Genomic DNA, 23,339 nt, shown 5'->3' with positions numbered 1-23,339 from the left:
ATAAATTACAGAAGAGCGTTTTATTTTGAACAGAAGATAAGAAGGAGACGAAGGCCACGGAGGTGGCTGGAGGGTGGTCGGGCGGATGTGGCGTTTTCTTTTTCAGGAAAGATGTGTCGGATGCGGGAGGAGGTTACGGGAACGGGAGTGCCTTCGTGATCTTCTTAACTTCTGTGCGAATTTTTCAGAGAGCGGGATGGCGGGTGTGCCAGTCGTGAACGGAGTCGTAGGCGTGGGCGATGGCGAGGAGGTCGGCTTCTTTCAGCGGCTGGCCGAGGAGTTGCAGGCCGATGGGGAGGCCGGCCCGGGTGAAACCGCACGGGATGCTGATGCCGGGGATGCCGGCGAGGTTGGCGCCGATCGTGTAGATGTCGGACAAATACATGGCCATCGGGTTGGCGGAGCGCTCGCCTTTGCGGAACGCAGGCGTGGGGCTCGTGGGCGTGACGATGGCGTCGACTTGCCCGAAGGCGTTCAGGAAATCCTGGCGGATCAGGGTGCGGACTTTTTGCGCGCGGAGGTAATAGGCGTCGTAGTAGCCGCTGCTGAGGACGTAGGTGCCGAGGATGACACGGCGTTTGACTTCGGGACCAAAACCTTCGGCCCGGGTTTTGCTGTAGATGTCAACGGCACCGGTGGCGTTGGGGGAGCGGTAACCGTAGCGGATGCCGTCGAGGCGGGCGAGGTTGGAGGAACACTCGGCCGTGGAAAGGATGTAATAAACACTCAGGCAATGCTCGGTATGAGGCAGGGAAACGTCGCGGATTTCGTAGCCGAGTTTTTTGTAGTGAGCGATGGCCTGCTCGACGGCGGCGCCGACTTCAGGGTCGAGGCCTTCACCGAAATATTCCTTGGGGATGCCGAGCCGGCGGGGCGCCTCGGAGGAGGCGGATTGGCGATGGAGGCCGGCGCGGTAGTCGGGAAGGGCGACCTGGCAGGAGGTCGAGTCGTGCGGGTCGTGGCCGGCGATGGCTTGCAGGAGGAGGGCGGCGTCTTCGACGGTGCGGGTGAAGGGGCCGATCTGGTCGAGCGAACTGGCGAAGGCGGCGAGGCCGTAGCGGGAGACGAGGCCGTAGGTGGGCTTGAGTCCGACGACGTTGCAGAGGGCGGCGGGCTGGCGGATGGAGCCGCCGGTGTCGGAGCCGAGGGTGGCGATGGCTTCGCCGGCCGCGACGGCGGCGGCGCTGCCTCCGGAAGAGCCGCCGGGGACGCAGTCGAGGTCGTAGGGGTTGCTGGTGGTCTTGAAGGCGGAGTTTTCCGTGGACGAACCCATGGCGAGTTCGTCGAGGTTGAGGCGGCCCCAGATGACGGCGCCGGCGTGGCGGAGTTTTTGAATGACGGTGGCGTCGTAGGGGGAAACGTAGTTGGCGAGGATTTTGCTCGAAGCGGTCAGGGGTTGGTTGGCGACGGAAATGACGTCCTTGATGGCAACGGGAATGCCGTCGAGCGGGCCACGGGCATGGCCGGCGGCGCGGCGGGCGTCGGAGGCGGCGGCTTGCGCGAGCGCGTCGGCGGGGTCGTACGAGTTGAAGGCGTTGACCTTTGGTTCGACGGCAGCGGTACGGTCGATGACGGCCTGCGTGAGTTCGACCGAAGAAAGTTCCTTGCGGGCGAGGGCGTCGGAGAGATCGGCAATGGTGCGGTACGTGAGCGGTGTGGCCGGCATTTGGATACAGAAGATTTTGTTTTGAACAGAAGTTAAGAAGGGGACGAAGGCCCGATGGCGGCTGGAGGATGGTCAGGCGAAGGAGACGTTTTCTGTTTAGGAGAAAAAGTGTCGCGGATACGGGACAGGTTACGGGAAAGGGAGTGCCTTCGTGATCTTCTTAACTTCTGTTCAAATGGTTCGGTTTTATTCGACGACTTTTGGGACGGAGATCATGTTGTCGCGTCGGGCGGGAGCGTTGGCGAGGGCTTGCTCCGGAGTAAAGACGGGGCCGGGTTCGTCGGCCTGCCAGACGTTGTAGATCGGAAAGCCGTGCGCGGTGGGTTCGACGTGGGTGACGTCCACCTGTTTGAGTTTGTCGATGTGCTGGAGGACGTCGCCGAGCTGGGCGGCGAAGGTGGCTTTCTCTTCGGCCGTAAGCTCGATGCGGGCGAGACGGGCGACGTGGTCGATGTTGAGGTCGGCAGGTGAGGACATCGGGAAATGCGGAATTCGGAGTGCGGATTGCGGAATGAAATGACGGACCGTGCAGTCTGGTTATTTGCGGATTTGCCAAGCGGCGTTTTTGGCGAGTTCGGCCTGGAGCTTGCTGAATGCCAGGTTGACTTCGTCGTCGGTCAGGGTGCGGTCGGGGGCGCGGAATACGAGCGAGAGGGCGAGGCTCTTTTTGCCTTCGGGAAGGTTTTTTGCTGCCAATCCCGATCCTTGGTACAGATCAAAGACGTTGACGCTTTCGATGGCGAAGGTCTTGCCGATGATTTTGGCCGTGGTGGTCTTGAGCTTGTCGGCCACTTCCCCGGCAGGCGTGGCGGCGTCGACGACGAGAGCGAGGTCGCGCGTGGTCGGCGGATAGGAGCTGAAGGGCTGGAAACGGATGCGTTTTGGCTCGGCCGCGAAAACCTGGCGGGGGAGGAGCAGTTCGCCGGCGATGATGGTGTGGTTTTTGATGTCGCGGGCACGGGCGGTTCTGGCGTCGATGAGACCACAGGCGAGCTCGACCTGACGGGCACGGTCGGTGGTTTGCGCGGAGTGGTTGCGCTGCCAGAGCGCGGCGGCAGCCGCGCCCGGTTTGGGGTTTGGGGTTTGGGGTTTGGAGTTGGTAGCGGATGCGGCGGTGTCGGCTTGCTCGTCAGTGATGAGGTGGAACTGGAGGCGGGCGGGGTTGACACCGGCGAGGGCGGCGAGATCGAGGGCGAGTTTTTTCGCGTGAAAGAAATCGACGGCGTCGCGTTTGAGCCAGGTACGGGTGGTCGGCTCGGCGAGGATGACGAAAGAGACGGCGGTGAGTTCGCGGAGTGCGCCATCCGGGGTCGGCCGGAAGACGCGGCCGATTTCGAAGAGGCGGCGGGGGGCGTTGTGCGCGGCGAGGTTGAGCTTGAGCGCCTCGAGCAGGCCGGGAAGGAGCGAGGGGCGGATGTGGCCGAGTTCGCTGGTGAGCGGGTTGGCGAGTGCGAGCGCGTCGGCGGTCGGCTGGCCGAAAAGCGCAGCGATGTCGCGTCCGTCACAGAGGGTGTAGTGGCAGCATTCGGCATGGCCGGCGCCGACGAGGTGGGCGGTGGCGCGACGGGTGAAGGTCGCGAGAGAATCATCGTTCTCGATTTCGCCGGGAGCGGGGGCGGGGATGGGCGCGGAGGGGATCGTAGCGGTACCGTGGATACGGACGAACTCCTCGACGAGGTCGATGGGGCGGTCAACCTCGGCGCGGAAAGAGGGGACGGTGACGCGCCAGGTGGCGGTGGTGGATTTCAGGGATCCGGAAGCGGGCGGGACGCCCGCGCCACTTTGTTCCGTGACGGTGAAGCCGAGGCGACGGAGGGTGGTGGCGATGGTGGCGTCGGGAATGTCGAAACCGCAACGGGCGCGGACGTAGTCGGCGGAGAGATCGATGGTGCGGTCGCCGCGCGGGGGGGCTCCGACGGTGACACGGGGGCCGATGACGGTGCCGCCGGCGAGTTCGACGATGAGAGCGGTGGCGCGGCGGGCGGCGAACAGGACACCGGCGGGATCGGCGTCGCGGGTGTAGCGCTGGGCGCTGTCCGTGGAAATGGCGAGGCGGCGGCTGGTCTTGCGGACGGGGCCGGGGCGGAAATACGCGGCTTCGAGAACGATGTTGGTGGTGGCGTCGGTCACGCCGCTGTTTGCGCCGCCCATGATGCCGCCGAGGGCCATGGGTTTTTCGGCGTCGGCGATGACGCAGTCGGTGGTCTCGAGCGCGACGGTGCGGCCCTGGTCGAGGAGTTTGAGCTTTTCGCCGGGCGCGGCGGGACGGATTTTTATCTGGCGGCCACCGATGTTGGCGGAGTCGAAGGCGTGCAGGGGCTGGCCGGTTTCGAGCATCACCCAGTTGGTGATGTCCACGATGTTGTTGATCGGACGAAGGCCGGCGGCAGTGAGGTCGCGGGCGAGCCAGTCGGGCGAGGGGGCGACTTTGACGCCGCGGATGACGGTGGCGGTGTAATACGGGCAGGTGTCGATCGTGGTGGCGACAGAGGCGAGGAGGTCGGCGGCGTCAGCGGAAGGAACGGGCGCGGAGGGGGTGGGGTCGGCGAGGTCGGGCAGGCGGAGAGGGCGGTCGAACCAGGCGGCGAGGTCGCGGGCGACGCCAATGTGGCCGAGGCAATCGCCGCGGTTGGCGGTGATGCTGAGGTCGAGGACGGTGTCGGGTTGCGGGAAGTGGTCGTTGATGGAGGTGCCGACCGGGAGGTTGCGGGTGGTGAGAATGAGGAGGCCCTCGTGGTCCTGGCCGAGGCCGAGCTCGCGGGCGGAGCACATCATGCCCTGCGATTCGACGTCGCGGAGCTTGCTGATCTTGATTTCGAAGTCGCCGGGCAGGACGGCGCCGGGGAGGGCGACGGGGACGAGATCGTTGGTGGTGAAGTTTTTCGCCCCGCAGACGATCTGGCGCGGACCGGCGGGATCGCCGGTGTCGACGCGGCAGACGGAGAGTTTGTCGGCTTTGGGGTGTTTTTCGAAGGAGAGGATTTTGCCGATGACGACGTTCTTGAGCGGGGGGAGTCCGGCGGAAGCGGTGTCCTCGACTTCAAGGCCGAGCATGGGGAGGGCGTCGGTGATTTGCACGAGGGTGAGGCCGGAAAGGTCGATGTAGCGGGCGAGCCACTGGAGGCTGATTTTCATTTTGGAAAGAAGGATTTGAACAGAAGGAAACGAAGAGAACGAAGGGAAACAGAGAAGGAGGAGAAATTATGAAATATTGGCGCCGGGCAGAATAAGGCGGTGCATGTCATCTTTGATGGTGACGGTATTGTAGTTGAAAATGAGGCCGACGGGAATGTCGAGGAGGCGCATGTAGGTCATGAGTTGGGCCTTCTGAATGGGCAGGATTCTTTCGACGCACTTGCCCTCAAGTAGAAGGCACTCGTTTACAAGAATGTCGAAACGCAGGTTTTCCTCAAAAACGAGGTCTTTGTAAGTTATTTTGACAGGACCCTGGTTTCGGGATGCAAGTTTGCGCAGGGAGAGCTCGTGCATCAGGCATCGCTCGTAAATGGATTCGAGCAGCCCGGGGCCTTTGTTGCGGTGAACTTCAATTACGGCAGCGATGGAGGGTCCGGAAATGGCGTCGGCCTTTTGAAACAGCGGGTGCATAAAACAGGAATTTTCCCGGATCGTCCTTCGTTCCTTTCCGGACGGTTCTAAAAATACGTTTTTTGAACAGAAGGAAACGAAGAGAACAAAAATGAAACAGGGATTTTGAATTAAAACTTATTTTCTATAAACATGTTACGTAGGAAATAAGGAAAAGCGCCCTTGGTTGTTCTTCGTTCTCTTTGTTGCCTTCTGTTCAATTTTCGGAGGTTTCCTTTTGTTCAAAACCAAACCCAAAACCGGCTCACGCGAACTGGCGGAGGAAGCGGAGGTCGTTGGCGTAGAAGTGGCGGATGTCGTCGATGCCGTGGATGAGCATGGCAATGCGCTCGATACCCATGCCGAAGGCGAGGCCGGTCCATTGCTCCGGGTCGATGTCGACGTTGGCGAAAACTTTCGGGTCGACGAGGCCGCAGCCCATGATTTCGAGCCAGCGGTCGCTGAGGCGGCCGAGGTTGGGAGCCTTGATGTCCATTTCGAAACTGGGTTCGGTGAACGGGAAAAAGCTCGGACGGAGGCGGGTTTCGGCGGTGGTGCCGAAGATCTCGCGGACAAAACTGTCGAGGATGCTCTTGAGGTCGCGGACGGTGACGTTGCGGTCCACCCAGAGGCCTTCGACCTGATGGAAATTGGCGGAGTGGGTGGCGTCGACGGTGTCGCGGCGGAAACAGCGGCCGGGAGCGATAATCCGGATGGGGGGCTTGCGCGCGAGCATGGTCCTTATTTGCACGGAGCTGGTGTGGGTGCGCAGGACGTAGGCCTCGTCGGCTTTTTTGGTGGCTTCGGTGGCTCGGGTCGAGGGTGGCAGGAAAAGCGTGTCCTGCATGTCGCGCGCGGGGTGATCGTCGGGAGTGTTGAGCGCGTCGAAGCAGTACCACTCGCTTTCGAGTTCGGGGCCTTCGGCGATGACGAAACCGAGTTTGCGGAAGGTGGCGGCGATGAGGTCGCGGGTGCGGGTGAGCGGATGGAAGCTGCCCTCCTGGTCATCGGGCGAGGGGAGGGTGGGGTCGATGGCGGGGCCGAGATGCGCGGAGAGTTCGGCGTCCTCGATACGGGCGAGGGCGGCGTCGAGCTCGGCGGCGAGGGTGGTTTTCGCCTCGTTGATGAGTTTGCCGACCACGGGTTTTTGCTCCTTGGGGAGGCTGCCCATCTGCTTCATGCAGGCGGTGAGGGCGCCGTTGGGGCCGACGTAGCGGGCTTTGGCGGCTTCGAACTCGGGGCGCGTTTTCAGGGCCGGGAGTTCGGCGCGGGCCTGGGCGAGGAGAGCGGTGAGCTGGTCTTGCATGAGTATGACGAAATGGGAGACAGGGGAGGTATGGGAGAGATGGGAGTTATGGGACTGGCAGACCGGGGGGAGCGTGGGCGTTTCCGCAAAAACAAAAAGGACGGCACCTCGAAAAATCGAGGCCCGTCCTCCGTGGAAGGTGCTTTTCTGTGGGAGGCGAGCCGCTGGTCGCAGGCTCGCGTTCGGGAGAGTTCAGGCTTTCGCGGCGCTGGCGGCGGCGGCCTTGGTCTTCAACGCGTCCTGGACTTGTTTGACCACGGCGTTAAAGGCGACCTCGTCGCGGATCGCGAGATCGGACAGAACCTTGCGGTCGAGTTCGATGTTCGCGGCGTGGAGGCCCTCGATGAAGCGGCTGTAGCTGATGCCGGCGGCGCGGCAGGCGGCGTTGAGACGCACGATCCAGAGGGCGCGGAATTCGCCCTTCTTCTTGCGACGGTCGCGGTAAGCGTATTGCCACGCGTGCTGGACGGCGTCCTTGGCGTAGCGGAAGAGCTTCGACTTGCTGGCGTAGTAGCCCTTCGCGTTTTTGAGCATCCGCTTGCGCCGGCGGCGGGAAGCGGGAGAGTTGGTTGCACGAGCCATGTTGGTTTATTCCTTTTGGTTAATCGCCGGCGGGTCGGTTCGTCAGGTCGTTCACCCGCTTGGCGTGTTTTCGGTTTTGCGATGCGGCTTCTTGTCTGTGGATCAGAGGCCGTAGGGCAGGCAGCGCTTCAGCGGTGCAGCGTGGCCTTCGGCAACTTGCTTGTCCTGCGAGGCACGGCGCTTTTGCTTCGTGCTCTTGGAGGCCAGCAAGTGACGGAAACCGGGCGTGCGACGCATCAGCTTGCCTTTGGCGGTCAGCTTGAAGCGCTTGGCGACGGACTTTTTGGTCTTTTGCATGGGAAGAAGTGGTCCAAAACACGGAGAGGCGGGAGGCTTGGCAAGTGTTAATTGGAAGCCGGCGATGAAATGGATGAATCGAAAGGCGCGGACGGGAGATTTCGGGATCCCGGAGCCGGGCCAGGAGCTCTCTGCATGGCATGGGCTTCCAGCCCATGTTTCCGGAAGACATGGCCAGGATGGCCATGCCACGCAATCCCGTGGGCTGGAAGCCTGTGCCACGCAGCGGGTCACACCAGGTATTCGGTGCCGGGGACGGGATCGAGCACCTTGATGTTGGGCGCCTGCTCGGCGAGCTGCTGCGCGAACCAGGCGCGGGCTTCGGGCTCGCCGTGCGTGAGGACGAGGCTGCGGGCGCCGGTCTGGACGGCGAATTGCAGCAGTTCCTCTCGGTCGGCGTGGCCGCTGAGTTCGAATTTTTCGATGCGCGCCTTGATCTTCGTTTTGACATGCGCGGTCTTGAAGAGGAACGGATCGCCGGGCGCGGAGCGGAGGAGTTCGCCGCCGGGCGTATCGGGATCGCAGTAACCGACGAAGCCGACGGTGTTGCGGGCGTGGCCGACGAGGCCGGAGGCGAGCGCGTAGCTCGGGGTGTTTTCCACGAGCATGCCGGAGCTGAGGATGTAGAGCGCGTTTTGCTGCGGGTCCTCGCCGGGGTTGAGTTTGCGGGGGGCGGGCTGGATCTTCAGATCCTTGATGATGGCGCGGTTGAAATTGAGCGCCTTGGTCTTGCGCGAGATCTGGTCGAAGTAGTCGGCGAGGTCCATGCCGAGGCCGGAGGCGAAGACGGGGCACTCGACGAGGCGGCCGAACTTGCGGGCGTCGTGCACGATGGAGAGCATCTCCTGCATGCGGCCGAGGGCGAAGGCGGGGAGGAGGAACGAACCGCCGCGCTGGATGGTGTCGTTGATGCACTCGACGAGGCGGGCGACTTCGTGGACGCGCTCCTTGCCGAGGGGGCGCTCGGTGTTGCCGCGCGTGGTTTCGAGGATGACGGTGTCGAAGTGCCCGGCGGGGAAGGAGGCGCCCTTGAGCGTGCGCTGGTCTTCGAAGAGCACGTCGCCGGTGATGAAGATGTGGCGGTGCTTGTGACGGATCTCGACGCCGGCGGCCCCGGCGACGTGGCCGGCGGGGTGAAGCGTGATCTCGATCTCGTCCTTGCGGCCGCGGAATTTTTTGGGTTGGCCGAACGGGATCCCGGTGAAGCGCGGGGCGCAGCGGTCGATCTCCTCGTGCGTGAAGAGCGGATACTCGGGGATGTCGGCCTCCTCTTTCTGGCGGCGCATGACGTTGGCCGAGTTGTGGAGCATGCGCTCGACGAGCATCTGGCTGGGCACGCTCATGAGAACGGGCACGTCGGGGTGCTCGCGCATGACGACGGGCAGGCTGCCGATGTGGTCGAGGTGACAATGGGTCACGACGATCAGGTCGAGCGGGACGTCGCGCAGGCGCGCAAAATCGGGTGTGGCGAGGCGACCGGCGATCTTGGGATGGAGCCCGCTGTCGATGAGGAGATTGATGTCGCCGATACGGAGCAGCGTGGAGTTGGCTCCGATGCCGCCTTGTCGGTTCAGGTCTGTTAACTTCATTTCGTAAAGGCGGAGGGAGAGGGAAAAGGGCAGGGGAGCGCAAGCGGCAACTTGCTGGTCGCGTGCGATTGGGGTTGCGGTTCGGGGAAGGAAAAACCGGTCCGGACGGCTCTAGCTCGGGCTGTAGCCGGGCTCGTCCCCGTCGTTGTCGTACGAGCAGGACGGATCCGGCGAGCCGGCCGGTATCTGCATGGCGAAGGGGGGCAGCACGGTGAAGACACGACGGCCTTGCTCGTCGATACCGTGGAAGCTGCCATGCGCGACGGCGTCGATGCCGGTGACGTGGTAACTGTTATAGGAAAATTCCTCGCCGGGCGCGAGCCGGGGGGTTTCGCCGACGATCTTGTCGCCCTCGACAACGAGGCGGTTGCCGTCGGCCTGCGCGATGACCCATTTGCGGCCGAGCAGCGTCACGGTGTGGTCGGAGATATTGCGCAGGGTGATGAAATAGACAAACGCGTGCGGCTTGCCGGGCGGCAGGCATTTGCCCCCGTAGTGGTAGACCAGCTTGTCGAGGCGGGCGGTGAGGCCCGGCAATGGAAGAGTGGGTGGCACGCGAAATTTGAATGGATATCGGAACTGGAAACTTTCAGCGGGTCGATCGGTGAACCCTGCGGCAAACAAACGGAGGCTGGCGCACATTGCAACCGGGAGCGCGAGTTGGTTGCGGGATGCACGACGGCGGATTTCGGGACGATGTTGCCGGGAGACGGCCGGTTCCGGAGCCGGGAACGCCGGTCTCCTGTGCTTTTTGCGGTCCGTTTGCCGTTCGCATCGGTCAGGCGACCGGCGTCTCCGGTAACAGGCCGGCGGCGTTTCCCTGGCTGACCGGCACCGGGGCGGGCGTGTGGACAATGATCATCGGCAGCGCCGTATCCGCGGGGCGGAAATGCACTTCGTAATACGCTCCGTGAAAGCGGCACGTCGTCACCTCGCCGGCGAGACCGCTCCGGGCGTGCGCTTCGGCGGAGGAGACGAGCCGCAGGGCGCCGGGGCGGAGCCACACCTCGCCGGCGGCATTCGGAGTCGCCGCGGGGAAGGCGCGGGCGGGCAGAAAATTGCACGGGCCGAAAAACGCCGCCACCTCGCGGCTGGCGGGGCGGCGCCAGAGCGCCTCCGGAGTATCCGATTGCAGAATACGACCGTGGCGGATGATGACGATGCGGTCGGCCAGGGCGAGAGCGTCGCCGGTATCGTGCGTGACCATCAGCGTGGTGACGCCCGCTTCGCGCAGGATGGCGCGCACCTCCTCGCGCACCTGCGCCTTGAGGCCGGCGTCGAGACTGGAGAAGGGCTCGTCGAGCAACACCAGCGAGGGGCGCGGCGCGAGTGTGCGGGCGAGGGCGATACGCTGGCGTTCGCCGCCGGAGAGCTCGTGAGGCATGCGCCGCTCGCAGCCGGCCAGCCGGACGAGCGCGAGCAGCCGCGCCACCTCCGCGCGCCGCTCCGCCGCCGGGCGTCCGGAGAGACCGAAGGCGATGTTTTCGAAAACCGTGAGGTGCGGAAACAGCGCATGGTTCTGGAAGACCAGGCCGATGTCGCGCCGCTCCGGGGGCACGATCCGGGCGCCCTCCGCGCCGCGGTCGCGGCCGGTGCTGAGGACGCGGTCGCCGAGGCGGATTTCGCCGGAGTCGGGCGTTTCGAGTCCGGCGATGAGCCGGAGCAGGGTGGACTTGCCCGCGCCGCTCTCGCCGACGAGCGCGGCGATCGTACCGGGCTCGACGGCAAAGGTGACATCGTCCACCGCCGGCGTGCCGCCCGCACCGGGCGCGAAGTGACGGGAGACGCCGCGGACCTGCAGGTGGCCGGCGCGTGACGGCGGCGTTGTCGTCGCTGGCTGCGGCGATGCGGTTTCGTTTCCGGAGGTTGCGGACATTGCGGACGAACTCATGACGGCGTGTTTTTTTCCAGCAAGCGGTTGAGCGCAAAAATACACACGAGGCCGGCGGCGATGATGAGCAGGCAGGCGGGCGCGGTTTCGGGAAGCCGGCCCTGGTCGGCGAGATTGAAGGCGCGGGTGGCGAGGGTTTCGAGATTGAAGGGGCGCAGCAGCAGCGTGAGCGGCAGTTCCTTGATGATATCGACAAACACCAGAATCGCGGCGCCGAGGAGCGTGGGGCGGAGCAGGGGCAGGTTGATCCGCCATAACGCCCGCGTGGGCGACGCGCCGAGGCAGCGTGCCGAGGCGTCGAGGTCGGCGCACACGCGTTTCAGCCCGGCCTGCGCGGGCAGGAACCCGACCGCCAGAAACCGCACCGCGTAGGCAAACACCAGCGCCGTGGCCGAGCCGCTGAGCAGCGCGCCGGTCATGCTGAAAGCACTACTCGCGCCGGTGTCGCCGGCGCCGGCATTTGTCCCGCCGCCTCCGGAAAACGCCGCCACTCCGGCGTCGAGCCAGCCGAGGCTGCGCAGCAGGCCGAGCGCGAGCACGGCCGAAGGGATGGCATAACCGAGCACGGCCAGGCGGCTCATGCGGCGCACGGCGCGCTGCGGATGGAGGCGCTCCGCCCAGGCGACAACCACGGCGAGCGTGATGACGATGAGTGTCGCGCCGCCCGCGAGCAGCAGGGTGTGCGCGATCTGCCGCCAGAAATCCTTTTCCCAGCCCGCCGTTCCCACCAGCCAGCTCCAGTAAACCAGCCGGCCGGTCGGCAGCGCGAAGCCGGCGGCGACGGGCAATGCGCAGCCGGTCACCGCCAGCGCCGCGCGCCAGCCGCGCAGGCGATAGCGGACCAGCGGACCGGGACTGGCCGCCGCATCGGAAAAACGGCGGCGGCCCCGCCACATGCGTTCCGCGCCGAGCAGGGCAAACACGAGCAGCATCGCCAGCGCCGCGATCCGCGCCGCCGAGTCGGGGTCGCTGAACGAAAACCAGAAACGGAAAATGCCGACCGTCAGCGTGGGGATGCCGAAGTAGTCCACCGCGCCGTATTCGTTGAGCACTTCCATGCCGACGAGCAGCACGCCGCCGACAATCGCCGGCCAGGCGAGCGGCAGGGTGACGCGGAAAAACGCCGCCGCCGGCCGGCATCCGAGCATCCGCGCCGCCTCCAGCGCAGTACGCCCCTGCGTGGCGAACGCCGTGCGCGTGGCGATGAACACATACGGATAAAGCACCGAAGACATCACGGCGATGACGGCCGCGTAACGCAGCACATCGTGCGCGGTGCGCGCGGCGTCCACGCCCGCGTGAGTGCGAATCCGGACCACGAGCGGGATCAGCCGGTCGAGCAGGTCGCCGTATCCGAACGCCACGACATAGGCGGGCAGCGCCATCGGGAGCACGAGCAGCCACGCCCAGGTGCGCCGGCCGGGAAACTCGCACGCGGCCACGAGCCATGCCGTCGCCACGCCGGTGACGGTCGTGACAATGCCGACGCCGGCGAGGAGGATCAGCGAGTTGGCGAGGTATTCGCGGAGGGTGGAGGCGGGCGTGCGCGCCCAGCCGTCGCCGGCGGGTTGCGCGAGGCTCGCGAAAATCATCGCGAGCGGCACGGCGACGAGCAGCGCGACGGCGAGCAACGCCGCGCTCCAGCCGCTCCACGGCCAGAGGCGGCGGAGGCGGAGGAGAGGGCGGGGGAGGCTGGCGCGGCGAACAGCTGCCCCGGTGACGGGAATGCTTGTCATGATGCGGGGGAGCCGGGCTCCGTCACGAGCGCAGTGGCGAGCGGGATGACGCGCTTCCGGGAGGTGCTCACTGCCAGCCGGCCGCGTTGAACAGCTCGACCGCCGTGGCGTTGAGTTCGCCGAATTGCGGCACGGCGCGCTCGTCGGCCTTGAAGGGGCCGAATGCGCGCAGCACGGGCGAGGCGTTGATGTCGAGGCTGAGCGGGTATTCGTGGTTGGCGGTGGCGAAGCGCGCCTGGATTTCGGGAGAGGTGAGGTATTCGAGGAGTTTGATGGCGTTGTCCGGATTCTTCGCGCTGCGGGTGAGGCCGGCGGCGCTCACGTTGATGTGCGCGCCGCGTCCGTCCTGGTTGGGGAAAAACACCTCGACGGCTTCGCCGGCCTGGCGGTCGCGCGCGTCTTTCGAGGTGCGGAGCAAGCCGATGTAGTAGGTGTTGGTGATGGCCACGTCGGCAAGGCCGGCGGCGATGGCGCGGGCCTGGTCGCGGTCGCCGCCCTGCGGCGAGCGGGCGAGATTGGCGTTGATGCCGCGCGCCCAGGCGAGCGCCGCATCGCGTCCGTCGGCGGCGATGATCGAGGCGAGCAGCGACTGGTTGTAGACGGTGCGAGAGGACGTGACGAGCAGGCGCCCCTTCCACTTCGGGTCGGCGAGCGCCTCGTAGGTGGAGAGCTCGGCGGGCTTCACGCGGTCTTTCGCATAAATGATGACGCGCGCGCGGACCGTGACGGCATGCCACTGGTTGTCGGGATCGCGCAGGTGCGCCGGGACCTGCGCGGCGAGGACGGGCGAGGTGGCGGGGCGGAGCAGGCCGGCGGCCTTGGCGCGTTGCAGGCGGCCGGCATCGACGGTCATGAGAAGATCGGCGGGCGAATTGTCACCCTCGCTGCGGAGCCGCTCGATGAGCTGGTCGGCGGAGGCCTGGACGACGTTGACCGTGATGCCGGTGCGTTTCGTGAAACCGGCAAAGATTTCCTTGTCGATCTCGTAATGACGGTGCGAATACAGGTTGACCTCCCCGGCGGCGCGGGCGGCGGACGCAGCCCCCGAAAAAAGCGCGGCGAGCGCCAACAACGGCGCGGCGAACGCAAGGACGGAGCGAAACGGACGGAGGACGGCGAGTCGTGTTTTCATGAATGAAAAATGCGGAAGACGGTGACAGTCGGACGGCGAGGGAGGCAGGTTGCGAGTTGAGAACGGGTATCAATTTGATTGGAGGTCTTGCCGTCCGGGTCAAGGCGGGATGCGGGAAGCGGGGGGGGAGGAGGCAGTCGCGGTTGCGGGATTCTCTTGTCCCTCCGGCTTGCGGAAACGGACCGGGGGCGTTGCTTGAGCCGGAACCGACCAACCGACCATCACTCATGCGCATCGTATCTCTGCCCGCCCTTGTTTCCCTGCTGGCCGTTTGTGCCGTCACGCTCCCGGCGCGGGCGGCGGAGGAGGTGAGGCGCGTTTACCAGCGGCTGTGCGCGAGTTGCCACGGCGAGAACCTCGAGGGCGGGCTCGGTTCCAGCCTCGTGGACGACACGTGGAAGCACGGAGCCGATGACGCCAGCATTGCCCGCGTGATTCGCGGAGGCCTCGCCGACAACGGCATGCCGGCTTTCGGCGAGACGCTGGACGACGCGACCGTTCGGGCTCTCGTGATCTATATCCGCGAGGCCGGCGCGAAGGCCGCGCAGCGGGGCGCGAAGGTCGTCCGTCCGCTGCCGGGCGGCGTGACGCGGAGCGAGGCGGAGAGCTTCCGGCTCGAACTCGTGACCGACGGGCTCGAGGTGCCCTGGTCGATCGCGTTTCTGCCGCCAGCCGCTTCCGCTTTCGCTTCGGATTCCGGGCAGGGCGGGAGGGCCGGGGGCGGATTGCGCCTCCTCGTTACCGAGCGCGCCGGCCGCCTGCGTGTGATCGAGAACGGCAAACTCCGCCCGGAGCCCATTGCCGGCACGCCGCGGGTGTGGGCGCAAGGGCAGGGGGGCCTGCTCGCTGTCGGCGTACATCCTGACTATGCGAAAGCGGGCAACGGCTGGGTCTACCTCGCGTTCAGCGACCCGGGAGAGGACGGCACGGCCATGACTGCCGTTGTCCGCGGGCGGATCACCGGCGACGGACGCTGGACCGACGAGCAGACGATCTTCCGCGCTCCGCCCGCGCTCTACCGCCGGGGCGGCGTGCACTTCGGTTGCCGGTTTGTGTTTCAGGACGGTTATCTGTTTTTCAGCATCGGCGAGCGCGGGCAGGGCGCAAATGCGCAGGAAATCACGCGCCCCAACGGCAAGGTCCACCGCGTCTTCGACGACGGCCGCATCCCGCCCGACAACCCCTTTGCCGACGAGGCGCGTTACCCTGATGCCATCCGCAGCATCTGGAGTTACGGCAACCGCAACCCGCAGGGCCTCGCGCGCGAACCCGCCACCGGCCTGCTTTGGGAAACGGAACACGGCCCGCGCGGCGGCGACGAACTCAACATCATCGAACCCGGCCGCAACTACGGCTGGCCGGTCATCACCTACGGCATGAATTACAACGGCACGCCCATGACGGCGATCACCGCGAAGGAAGGCATGGAGCAGCCGGTCATCCACTGGACGCCTTCGATCGCGGTGGGCGCGATCACGTTTTACGAGGGCGGGCAATTCCCTGCCTGGCGCGGCAATCTTCTCGTCTCCTCGCTCGCCGCGCAGGAGTTGCGGCGACTCGTGATCGCAGAGGGCAAGGTCACGCGCCAGGAAGTGCTTTTCAAGGGCATCGGACGTATCCGGGAAGTCGTTACCGGACCGGACGGCGCGGTGTACCTCGGTCTTGAGGATCCCGGCCGCATCGTGCGGTTGGTGAAACCGTGAGCCCGCCCGCAGGCCAATATCCGTCCAGATTGTGCCAATAAATGCGCATTAACCATTCTTGCCGCATGGATTGAGACGGCATCTCAGTTGAGGGGTCGTGATTTCCGGTCTCAGTCTCAATATCTATCCCGATCCAGTCCAGCGTCTCCCGGACCCCCGGTGGCAGATCGCCCATGTAAATGTCGGGAGCCACGGGTTGTATGCCATTACGGGCAACGACCTCTCCGCCGAAGACCTCGGCACCTCGCTCGAAGCGATTCTCGCCGAACGGGATGCGGTCCGGGCTGCGCAGTACGTCTTCGGTTCCGTTCCGGCCCGGTCCCCCCTTGCTGCTTCCGGCGTTTCCCTCGTCTCCGCGTCCTTCCCGGTTGCCGGCGCCACCCTGCTCGGCGGGCAACGCGGCGGGCGGACAGTCACGCCGCGGCCCGTATCTTCCGCGGCCATCGCGGCCGCTCCGCTTTCGACGCAGCTTTATGCCATCAGCCCCGCCGCCGCCGTCACTCCGGTCATCCACAAGGGCCGCCGCGCCGGAATCGCCTTCGAGGACACCCATGCCCGCTATTGCCTGCTCGGCGACATCACGGCCGACGACCCCGCCGCTTTCCGCTCCGTCCAGTGCCGCCAGCTTTTCGAAAACATGGAGGGCGCGCTTGCGGTCGCCGGACTGGCGTTCACCGACATCGTCCGCACGTGGCTCTACGTCGACGCCATCCTCGACTGGTACGACACGCTCAACCAGGTGCGCACCCGGTTCTTCAACGAGCGTGGCGTCTTTGCGAAACGCGTGCCCGCCAGCACCGGCATCGGCGCGGCCAACGCCCGCGGCACCGCCATTGTCGCCAGCCTCCTCGCCGTCCGCCCCCGCGCCGCGCCGGCTGCCGGAGCTTCCTCCGCGCCCGTCGCACCGCTGACCATCCGCCCGCTGCGTTCCCCGTTGCAGTGTTCCGCCGAAGACTACGGCAGCTCCTTCAGTCGTGCCATCGAGATCGCCCGTCCCGACGGCGGCGCGCGCGAGATCTACATCTCCGGCACCGCCTCGATCGAGCCCGGCGGCCAGACCGTCCATGTCGGCGACGTGGAAAAACAGATCGCCCTCAGCATGGAAGTCGTCGCCGCCATCCTCGCCGACCAGAAACTCGGCTGGGCCAACGTCAGCCGGGCCATCGCGTACTTCCGCGATCTCGAAAAAGATCTCCCGCGCTTTCGCGGCTACCTCGCCGCGCACGGGCTCGGCGACCTTCCCGTCGTCTGCATGCAGGCCGACATCTGCCGCGACGACCTCCTTTTCGAGATCGAGGCCGACGCCTTTTCTCCGGGCGCGCCCGCCTGATCCGGTTTCCCTCCCTCCCTTCACTCCGCTCCGCCTTTCCCTCAACCCGGAACCGTATCCGGAAAATAGTACAGAAACCCGACCAAACCGCAGATGAAAACGAACAGAACCCAAACCGCCGTCGCCCTCCTCGGCGTCCTCGCGTGCCTTTCCCTTGGCGCCCCGGCCGCCCTCCACGCCGCGCCTCCGCCGAGCTGGCAAGTCAAGGCCGTGCTCGTCGGCTTCACCCACAACACCGTGCTCCCGACCTACAAGGACATGGCCGACAACTCCGTGAAACTCGCCGCTGCCACAGCCGCGCTCAGGGAGGGCGTCACCGACGAAAAGATCGCCGCTGCCGCCGCGCTCTGGAAATCCACCCGCGCCGCCTGGGAGCAGGGCGAATGTTTCCTCTTCGGCCCCGCCGCCTTCAACAACCTCGATCCCCTGCTCGACTCCTGGCCCCTCGACCAGGGGCGCATCGACCGGATGATCAAGATCGCCGACGATGACATCGACGCCGGCTTCGTCCGTGAAAACCTCGGCTCCGGCGTCCGCGGATTCCACGCCGTCGAGTATCTGCTTTTCAAGGACGGCCGCGCCCGCCGCGCCTCCGAACTTTCCAAATCCCAGGCCGCCTACCTCGCCGCCATCACCGACGCCCTTCGCGACGACTGCATCACCCTCGAAGCCTGGTGGGCGGGCACCGACAAGATCGGCGAGGCCAAGGCAAAAATCCTCGAAGACGCCGAAATCGAACCCGGCACGGTGTACGCCAGCGAGTTCGTCAACGCCGGCCGCCCCGGCAGCCGCTACGCCACGCAGAACGACGCCCTCGTCGAGCTCGTCCAGGGCTGCGTCGACATCGTCACCGAAGCCGGCTCCGTGAAGATCGGCGACCCCGTCGCTTCCGGCGATCCGCTCCAGGTCGAGTCGTGGTTCAGCTGGGATTCGCTTGCCGACATCGTGAACAACCTCAAGGGCGTTGAAAATGCCTGGCTCGGCGGCGTCGAGGGCAAGCGCGGCAAGGGCGGCCTCACGCTCATCGTTTCCGCGCTCGACAAAAACCTCGACCGGAAAATCCGTGAGCAACTCAAGACCGCCATCGAGAAGGTCAACGCCATCCCTGCCCCCCTGCGCAACAACCTGAAAGATCCCGCCACCCGGCCCGCCATCGATGCCTGCAACGAGCTCGCCAGATCGCTCGAAGCCGTCCTCGAAAAAATCGGCTGAGCCCGGTTCCCTGAAGATTCGGGATTTTACACAAAGATCGCGAAGAACGCGAAGGGAGCTAACAGACAATTCTTTGTGATCTTTGCGTCCTTTGTGTGAAAATCGGAAAGTTATGAGGAACGGGTATGCGAATCCTCCCCCCTGCGTCCGGGTCCGGGAGATGAGTACTGCTGTTAAAATACGAATACACAGGACGCGATTACGATCGCGTCCTGCCGCTTCCCTCATCCGCGTTTCCCTCCTCCTTTTCGGCCTTCAGTACCCGGCCTGCGATCTTTCCGCGGCCGCCGCCGTTTCGGACGACAAGGCCGGGCTCCGCGACGAATACTACGCCGGCGGCCGCAACGGCACCGTTTTCAATGCCACCAGCCGCGCCTTCGAACAGCCGGCTCCTGCGGTCGAGGATCAGGCCGCCTTCCTCCGCGGCGAAGCCATTTTCGAAGGCAATTTTGTATCCACGCCCGACGTCCCCTTCGGAGGACTCGGCCCCGTCTACATCAAAACCTCCTGCATCTCCTGCCATCCCGGCTATGGACGCGGTCGCCGCGCCAACAGCTTCAAGACCGACTACGGCAACGGCTACGTCGCCCTCGTCCATCATCCCGACGGCAGGATCGTCAAGGGTTTCACCGCCATGCTCCAGACCCGTGCCGTCCACCCCTGGGTGCCCCCTGTCGACAACGTTCTCATCCACTGGCGCCCCTTCGTTGACAAATACGGCAACCGCTACCCCGACGGCACGCCTTACAACGCCGGCAAACGCACCGAAGGCACGCTCAGCTATCCCGAAGCCGAACTCGTCAACTGCCGCCTCCCGCTCCCGCCCGATTACAAGGTCTCGCTCGAAGCCACCATCGGCATCTACGGCACCGGCCTCCTCGACGCCATCCGCGACGAGGACATTATCGCCGAATACGAGCGCCAGCAGGCCATGCCCGGCCCGATCAAGGGTCGCCACGGCCCCTGGATTTACGAAGAGCACGAAGGCCGGAAACGCCTCGGCAAATTCACCTGGCACAACCTCCGCGCCACCTTGCAAAACGGTCCCGGTCTCAACGGACTTTACAGCATCGGCAACATCGCTCGCGAAGACCGTCCCAATCCCTACTGGACGCCCGAGTGGGTCGCTCTCCAGAAACAGCTCGGCATCGATACCGCCGAACTCGAAAAGCCGCAAAAGCCCGAGCTCTCGCAAAAAGATCTCGCCGATTTCATGGTCTGGCACCGCGGCCTCGCCGTGCCCGCCGCCCGCAACCTCGACGACCCGCAGGTGAAGCGCGGCAAAAAACTCTTTTACGCCGCCAACTGCGTGCAGTGTCACAAACCTGCCTGGACAACCGGCGAGTACGCGTACCTGCCCGGTTATTCCCACCAGAAAATCTGGCCCTGGACCGATCTCCTCATGCACGACATGGGCGACGAGAATATCGGCCGTTACCGCGTCTACCGCACCCCGCCGCTCTGGGGCCGCGGCCTGATGAAAATCACGGCCAACCACACCGACATGTTTCACGACCTGCGCGCGCGCGATTTCGAGGAAGCGATCCTCTGGCATTTCGGCGAAGGCGAACCGTCGCGCGACTATTTCCGCAGCCTGAGCCGCGAAGAGCGCGAGGCGCTCATCGCTTTCGTCAAGGCGCTCTGATGCGCGTATCCATGCATAAAGGACAGCCTTCCGCCATTTCCGGCCGGCCTGCCATCGCCGCCTTTCCGGGTGGCGCGGGCGTCCCGCCCGCAACGTGGCATGGGCATCCTGCCCATGATTCCGATGTGGCACGGGCTTCCAGCCCGTGTTCTGCGGGCGTCCTGCCCGCATCCGGCGTGGCACGGGCATCCTTGCCCGTGAGCGCTGCCTCTCCGCGTGCCGCGGACGTCCCGCCCGCATCCGGTCCGCGTGGAAGCATGCTGCTACGTAGCAGCCACAGGCCCCGGCTTTTCCCGCCGGAAAAGCGCCAGTGGAACCGGCTTGTGGATATCGTGCGAAACGCCGCTCCCCCGAAAATGCCTCCCGGCATCCTTGCGGCGCTTGCGCTCTTCCCGCTTGCCGGCTGCACCCGCGCACCCTCTCCGACGGCCCCGCCCATGCCGCCATCGTTCCCCGCGCCACCCCCGGCTTCCGCCGCCTCCGTGCCCGGTTTCCGGCAGGAAATATTCCCGTGGATTCTCGAAAACTGCACCTGGTGCCACAAACCCGGCACGCCGAGCAACGCGGGCATTTTTCTGGAAACTCACGCGCAGATAAAAGCCGCCGCGGACGACGGCTCGCTGATCGCCTCGATCCTCGAACCCGATCCGGAAAAAACGATGCCGCCTGTCGCGCGAGGTCTCGATCCCGTCCCGCCCGCAATGTTGCTCCAGCTCCAGCTCTGGATCGACGCCGGCGCACCGGAAAACTGAACCGTTACGGCGGGATCATCCCCGGCCCCGTGCCGCCCCTCCCCCCCCCCGGCGCATTCGTCCTTGGCACAGCTTCTCAACTCTGTTGCCACATGAAAGCATGTCTTCCGCGCAGCTTGCTTTCAACGATGTCGAATACGCCTGGCCCGGCATGACCTCTCCCCTGTTTACCGGCCTCACGGTGCAGTTTCCTGCCGGCTGGACGGGCATCGTCGGTGCGAACGGCGCGGGCAAGAGCACCCTGCAACAAATCGCCGTGGGCCATCTTGTCCCGCAACAAGGTGCCGTCCATCGCGTTGGCTCCGCGCTCTGTGTTGCCCAACGCACCGATAACCTTCCGGAAAATTTCGAGGATTTTATCTGGGCGCCCGATGCCCTCGCCATCAAATCCCGCCTTCGCATTGGCGACGACTGGGCCGATGCCGACCGCTGGCGCACGCTTAGCCACGGGGAACGCAAACGCGCCCAGATCGGGGTCGCCCTCTGGCTCGAACCGGAGATCCTCGCGCTTGACGAACCGACCAACCACATCGACGCCGACGCCCGCCGCCTTCTCGTGCAGGTCCTGAAAGGATTCGCCGGCATCGGCCTGCTGGTCAGCCACGACCGCGACCTGCTCGACGAACTCTGCACGCATTGCCTCATGCTCGATCCGCCCGGCGCCGTGCTCCGCTCCGGCGGAGTCACCGATGCGCTCGCGCAGCAGGAAACCGACGAACGTGCCGCGCAAAACGAGAACGAAGCCTTACGACGCACGGCCTCCCGCATGCGTGCCGAGGCACAACGCCGCCGCGTCATGGCCGATCAGAAAGCCGCTGCCGTCCGCAGTTCGAAACAGAAAAAAATCCCCGCGCACGATCACGACGGACGCGCCATGCGCAACCTCGCCAAACTTACCGGCAGGGACGCCTGGGCCGGAAAACTCGCCGGTCAAATGACCCGTCGCGCCGGGAAAATCGAGGAGCAACGCTCCGGCCTCCGGCTTCACAAACACTACGAAACCGGCATCTGGGTGGACGGCGCCTCGTGCCTGCCGCGCGATTTTCTGCTCCGGTTGCCGGCCGGGGAGCTTCCGCTCGGTGCGCCGCGGGCGGATGCCGGTGCCGGCAGGGAAGGGAACGAAGAAGGGGGGGCGGGCCGTGGCGTGTTGCGGTTTCCCGACCTTGCCCTTGGCGGTACCGACCGGATCGCGCTGACCGGCGCCAACGGCCTGGGCAAGAGCACGCTCGTCCGGCACATCCTCTCGCACCTCGATATCCCGGAGGAAAGACTTGTCAGCATTCCGCAAGAAATCACGGCGGAGGAATCCCGGGTGTTGCTCGAAAACGTCAAACGTCTGCCCAACGACGAACGCGGGCGCGTGATGACCACGATCAGCCGTCTCGGCTCGCGTCCGGCGCGCCTGCTGGAAAGCGAACTGCCCAGCCCGGGTGAAGTCCGCAAGCTGCTCCTCGCACTCGGCATCGTCCGGGGCCCGCATCTGATCGTAATGGATGAACCCACCAATCACATGGACCTCTCGGGCATCCTCTGTCTTGAAGAAGCGCTCGCCGGATGTCCCTGCGCGATGCTTCTTGTGAGTCACGATCGCCCCTTCCTGGAAAAAATCGCGCACCGGTACTGGCACATCGAACCTGATCCCGGCATCGATGAGCCAAAGAATTCGCGACTGACGATCGCCGATATCCCGGTTCAGACCGATATCCAGGGGCTGTCATGAACTTTTGAGGCAGGTGACAAGGTAGTGGGAGGGGGAAAACACGGGCTCGCCTTCGCCTCCACCATGCTTGCCCAGCTCTTTTCTCCCGGTTCATGAAGCCTCTGGCGCTTTGTCGGGCTTCTTTTATTACCATGTATAGGTGACAGGGCCGCTAATCCCTTGTCGGGTTTCGCGTCCAACCGCTATCAGAATGGCGCCTTCCCTGCTCCCGCCAAACTGGTTTGCCAATGTTGCTATCGTAACCTGGACATAAACCATGAAGGGTTTGATTTCATCTTTCTTATTTCTAAATCTGGCATCGCCGACTTCTTTGGGGAATCTGATGTAAGCGACTTCTTTTTGCCCATAAACGCTATCGCCATAACTTGTCGGAGAATCCTGTCTTGGATTATCTGGTTTGTAGGTGATTTTGATGACTTTCCCGTTCAGGTCGTACAAGTTTCTGTAAATCTCATCAATCTCGTACTTTTTTTCCGAATAAGGAGGAGGAGGCACTGCCAAGCAGTAAAGTGCGGTTGTTATTGCCAGAATGAAGGTTGATATCGTTTTCATGATTTTGTTTTGCCTGATGTTAAAGATGGGTCATGCGAGATGGAAGATAACGAAAACCAAAGGTACTAATCGCATTGGCTCTAGCGCTTGGTTAGGCGTCTTTCTTCTTTGAAGTCGCATAAATTACGCCACGCGGCAATTCCCGAACTTCGGGAGGAGCATCTACGAGTGACAAGACATAACAACGAAAGAAATATTCAAAAACATCATTTTTCTCTCCATTTTTGCCTTTTTTTGTCACTTTGAATTTAAATTCTTTTCCACCAAATGTCCCCTCTAGTGTCGCATCATCATAAACAGACACGCCGCCGAAAAGACTAATAATCACCCGCCCTTTCCCATAAGGATCAAAGAATCGTGACGAATCAAATATGGGCATGTCTAATCTTGGTTTGTCTTGTAAACAATAATTCCACTGTGTGTAGTCAAGATTGCCATTTTTATGAAGTTTATATTCAATAACGAAAGCTTGATCCTTCCCGATCTCCGCAGTAAACTGAACATTAGTGATTCCTAGGCTAGATAGGTCTGAGGGTGGCGCGACTCGCGCTTCTTGAGCGGGTAGCAGGGATGTCCCCAGGACTACTCCTATAATGGTTAGTATTTTTTTCATCGGCGATATTTCTAGATTTGCCTAATCT

General features: G+C 64.2%; 19 protein-coding genes. 6 read left to right on the top strand and 13 right to left on the bottom strand.

All coding sequences use genetic code 11. The features are described 5' to 3' along the window. Nucleotides 1-184: 184 nt before the first annotated feature. The 12 genes from OPIT5_02645 to OPIT5_02590 form a co-directional block, all read right to left on the bottom strand. Nucleotides 185-1,666 (bottom strand): glutamyl-tRNA(Gln) amidotransferase, encoded by a 1,482-nt coding sequence (locus OPIT5_02645; protein ID AHF89319.1) that lies wholly within the window; start codon nucleotides 1,664-1,666, stop codon nucleotides 185-187. A 186-nt stretch (nucleotides 1,667-1,852) separates the two neighbouring features. Next, nucleotides 1,853-2,143, bottom strand: coding sequence for a glutamyl-tRNA amidotransferase subunit C (gene gatC, locus OPIT5_02640; protein AHF89318.1), 291 nt, complete (start codon nucleotides 2,141-2,143; stop codon nucleotides 1,853-1,855). Nucleotides 2,144-2,203: 60 nt separating this feature from the next. Further along, entirely contained in the window at nucleotides 2,204-4,801 is a 2,598-nt protein-coding gene (locus OPIT5_02635; GenBank protein ID AHF89317.1) for a phenylalanyl-tRNA synthetase subunit beta, read from the bottom strand. Between the two features lie 66 nt (nucleotides 4,802-4,867). Next, nucleotides 4,868-5,272: a GxxExxY protein gene (locus OPIT5_02630; protein ID AHF89316.1), complete on the bottom strand. Its 405-nt coding sequence runs from the start codon at nucleotides 5,270-5,272 to the stop codon at nucleotides 4,868-4,870. A 244-nt stretch (nucleotides 5,273-5,516) separates the two neighbouring features. Then, entirely contained in the window at nucleotides 5,517-6,557 is a 1,041-nt protein-coding gene (gene pheS, locus OPIT5_02625) for a phenylalanyl-tRNA synthase subunit alpha (GenBank protein ID AHF89315.1), read from the bottom strand. Between the two features lie 192 nt (nucleotides 6,558-6,749). Then, nucleotides 6,750-7,139 carry a 50S ribosomal protein L20 gene (gene rplT / locus OPIT5_02620; protein ID AHF89314.1) on the bottom strand — a complete coding sequence of 130 codons (390 nt, stop codon included), beginning with the start codon at nucleotides 7,137-7,139 and terminating at the stop codon, nucleotides 6,750-6,752. A gap of 102 nt (nucleotides 7,140-7,241) precedes the next feature. Then, the gene (locus OPIT5_02615) at nucleotides 7,242-7,436 is read right to left on the bottom strand and encodes a 50S ribosomal protein L35 (GenBank protein AHF89313.1); all 195 of its coding nucleotides are present in this window, start codon (nucleotides 7,434-7,436) and stop codon (nucleotides 7,242-7,244) included. A 230-nt stretch (nucleotides 7,437-7,666) separates the two neighbouring features. Then, a complete protein-coding gene (locus OPIT5_02610) occupies nucleotides 7,667-9,025 on the bottom strand; it encodes a beta-lactamase (protein ID AHF89312.1) in 1,359 nt (452 codons plus the stop codon). A 111-nt stretch (nucleotides 9,026-9,136) separates the two neighbouring features. After that, a complete protein-coding gene (locus OPIT5_02605) occupies nucleotides 9,137-9,562 on the bottom strand; it encodes a magnesium transporter (protein AHF89311.1) in 426 nt (141 codons plus the stop codon). Nucleotides 9,563-9,803: 241 nt separating this feature from the next. After that, entirely contained in the window at nucleotides 9,804-10,826 is a 1,023-nt protein-coding gene (locus tag OPIT5_02600; protein AHF89310.1) for an iron ABC transporter ATP-binding protein, read from the bottom strand. Between the two features lie 86 nt (nucleotides 10,827-10,912). Beyond that, nucleotides 10,913-12,652, bottom strand: coding sequence for an iron ABC transporter permease (locus tag OPIT5_02595; GenBank protein AHF89309.1), 1,740 nt, complete (start codon nucleotides 12,650-12,652; stop codon nucleotides 10,913-10,915). 67 nt (nucleotides 12,653-12,719) lie between these two features. Then, the gene (locus OPIT5_02590; GenBank protein ID AHF89308.1) at nucleotides 12,720-13,784 is read right to left on the bottom strand and encodes an iron deficiency-induced protein A; all 1,065 of its coding nucleotides are present in this window, start codon (nucleotides 13,782-13,784) and stop codon (nucleotides 12,720-12,722) included. 227 nt (nucleotides 13,785-14,011) lie between these two features. On the opposite strand from OPIT5_02590, the gene OPIT5_02585 reads away from it, so the two are divergent. The 6 genes from OPIT5_02585 (at nucleotide 14,012) to OPIT5_02560 (ending at nucleotide 22,146) form a co-directional block, all read left to right on the top strand. Beyond that, complete coding sequence (locus OPIT5_02585) at nucleotides 14,012-15,487, top strand: glucose sorbosone dehydrogenase (GenBank protein ID AHF89307.1); 1,476 nt, start codon at nucleotides 14,012-14,014, stop codon at nucleotides 15,485-15,487. Nucleotides 15,488-15,584: 97 nt separating this feature from the next. Beyond that, on the top strand, nucleotides 15,585-16,817 hold the full coding sequence (locus OPIT5_02580; GenBank protein AHF89306.1) for a translation initiation inhibitor: 1,233 nt from the start codon (nucleotides 15,585-15,587) through the stop codon (nucleotides 16,815-16,817). Nucleotides 16,818-16,910: 93 nt separating this feature from the next. Continuing rightward, complete coding sequence (locus OPIT5_02575; GenBank protein AHF89305.1) at nucleotides 16,911-18,029, top strand: peptidase M75; 1,119 nt, start codon at nucleotides 16,911-16,913, stop codon at nucleotides 18,027-18,029. A gap of 160 nt (nucleotides 18,030-18,189) precedes the next feature. Further along, entirely contained in the window at nucleotides 18,190-19,674 is a 1,485-nt protein-coding gene (locus tag OPIT5_02570) for a thiol oxidoreductase (GenBank protein ID AHF89304.1), read from the top strand. Nucleotides 19,675-19,931: 257 nt separating this feature from the next. Continuing rightward, entirely contained in the window at nucleotides 19,932-20,426 is a 495-nt protein-coding gene (locus OPIT5_02565; GenBank protein AHF89303.1) for a hypothetical protein, read from the top strand. A 100-nt stretch (nucleotides 20,427-20,526) separates the two neighbouring features. Beyond that, nucleotides 20,527-22,146 carry an ABC transporter gene (locus OPIT5_02560; GenBank protein ID AHF89302.1) on the top strand — a complete coding sequence of 540 codons (1,620 nt, stop codon included), beginning with the start codon at nucleotides 20,527-20,529 and terminating at the stop codon, nucleotides 22,144-22,146. Nucleotides 22,147-22,272: 126 nt separating this feature from the next. On the opposite strand, the gene OPIT5_02555 is transcribed toward OPIT5_02560, so the two are convergent. Beyond that, a complete protein-coding gene (locus OPIT5_02555) occupies nucleotides 22,273-22,698 on the bottom strand; it encodes a hypothetical protein (GenBank protein ID AHF93998.1) in 426 nt (141 codons plus the stop codon). Nucleotides 22,699-23,339: the final 641 nt, after the last annotated feature.

It is taken from the genome of Opitutaceae bacterium TAV5 (genome assembly GCA_000242935.3).
Taxonomy (GTDB): Bacteria; Verrucomicrobiota; Verrucomicrobiia; order Opitutales; family Opitutaceae; genus Geminisphaera.
Note: the sequence above shows the minus strand (reverse complement) of the source record. Positions and strands in the feature narration are given on the sequence as shown.

Coding starts and splice junctions, on each gene's coding strand:
- rplT (AHF89314.1), bottom strand. CDS start 7,139: ATGGCTCGTGCAACCAACTCTCCCGCTTCCCGCCGCCGGCGCAAGCGG.
- OPIT5_02590 (AHF89308.1), bottom strand. CDS start 13,784: ATGAAAACACGACTCGCCGTCCTCCGTCCGTTTCGCTCCGTCCTTGCG.
- OPIT5_02645 (AHF89319.1), bottom strand. CDS start 1,666: ATGCCGGCCACACCGCTCACGTACCGCACCATTGCCGATCTCTCCGAC.
- OPIT5_02585 (AHF89307.1), top strand. CDS start 14,012: ATGCGCATCGTATCTCTGCCCGCCCTTGTTTCCCTGCTGGCCGTTTGT.
- OPIT5_02610 (AHF89312.1), bottom strand. CDS start 9,025: ATGAAGTTAACAGACCTGAACCGACAAGGCGGCATCGGAGCCAACTCC.
- OPIT5_02565 (AHF89303.1), top strand. CDS start 19,932: ATGCTGCTACGTAGCAGCCACAGGCCCCGGCTTTTCCCGCCGGAAAAG.
- OPIT5_02635 (AHF89317.1), bottom strand. CDS start 4,801: ATGAAAATCAGCCTCCAGTGGCTCGCCCGCTACATCGACCTTTCCGGC.
- OPIT5_02570 (AHF89304.1), top strand. CDS start 18,190: ATGAGTACTGCTGTTAAAATACGAATACACAGGACGCGATTACGATCG.
- OPIT5_02630 (AHF89316.1), bottom strand. CDS start 5,272: ATGCACCCGCTGTTTCAAAAGGCCGACGCCATTTCCGGACCCTCCATC.
- pheS (AHF89315.1), bottom strand. CDS start 6,557: ATGCAAGACCAGCTCACCGCTCTCCTCGCCCAGGCCCGCGCCGAACTC.
- OPIT5_02555 (AHF93998.1), bottom strand. CDS start 22,698: ATGAAAACGATATCAACCTTCATTCTGGCAATAACAACCGCACTTTAC.
- OPIT5_02595 (AHF89309.1), bottom strand. CDS start 12,652: ATGACAAGCATTCCCGTCACCGGGGCAGCTGTTCGCCGCGCCAGCCTC.
- OPIT5_02615 (AHF89313.1), bottom strand. CDS start 7,436: ATGCAAAAGACCAAAAAGTCCGTCGCCAAGCGCTTCAAGCTGACCGCC.
- gatC (AHF89318.1), bottom strand. CDS start 2,143: ATGTCCTCACCTGCCGACCTCAACATCGACCACGTCGCCCGTCTCGCC.
- OPIT5_02575 (AHF89305.1), top strand. CDS start 16,911: ATGAAAACGAACAGAACCCAAACCGCCGTCGCCCTCCTCGGCGTCCTC.
- OPIT5_02560 (AHF89302.1), top strand. CDS start 20,527: ATGTCTTCCGCGCAGCTTGCTTTCAACGATGTCGAATACGCCTGGCCC.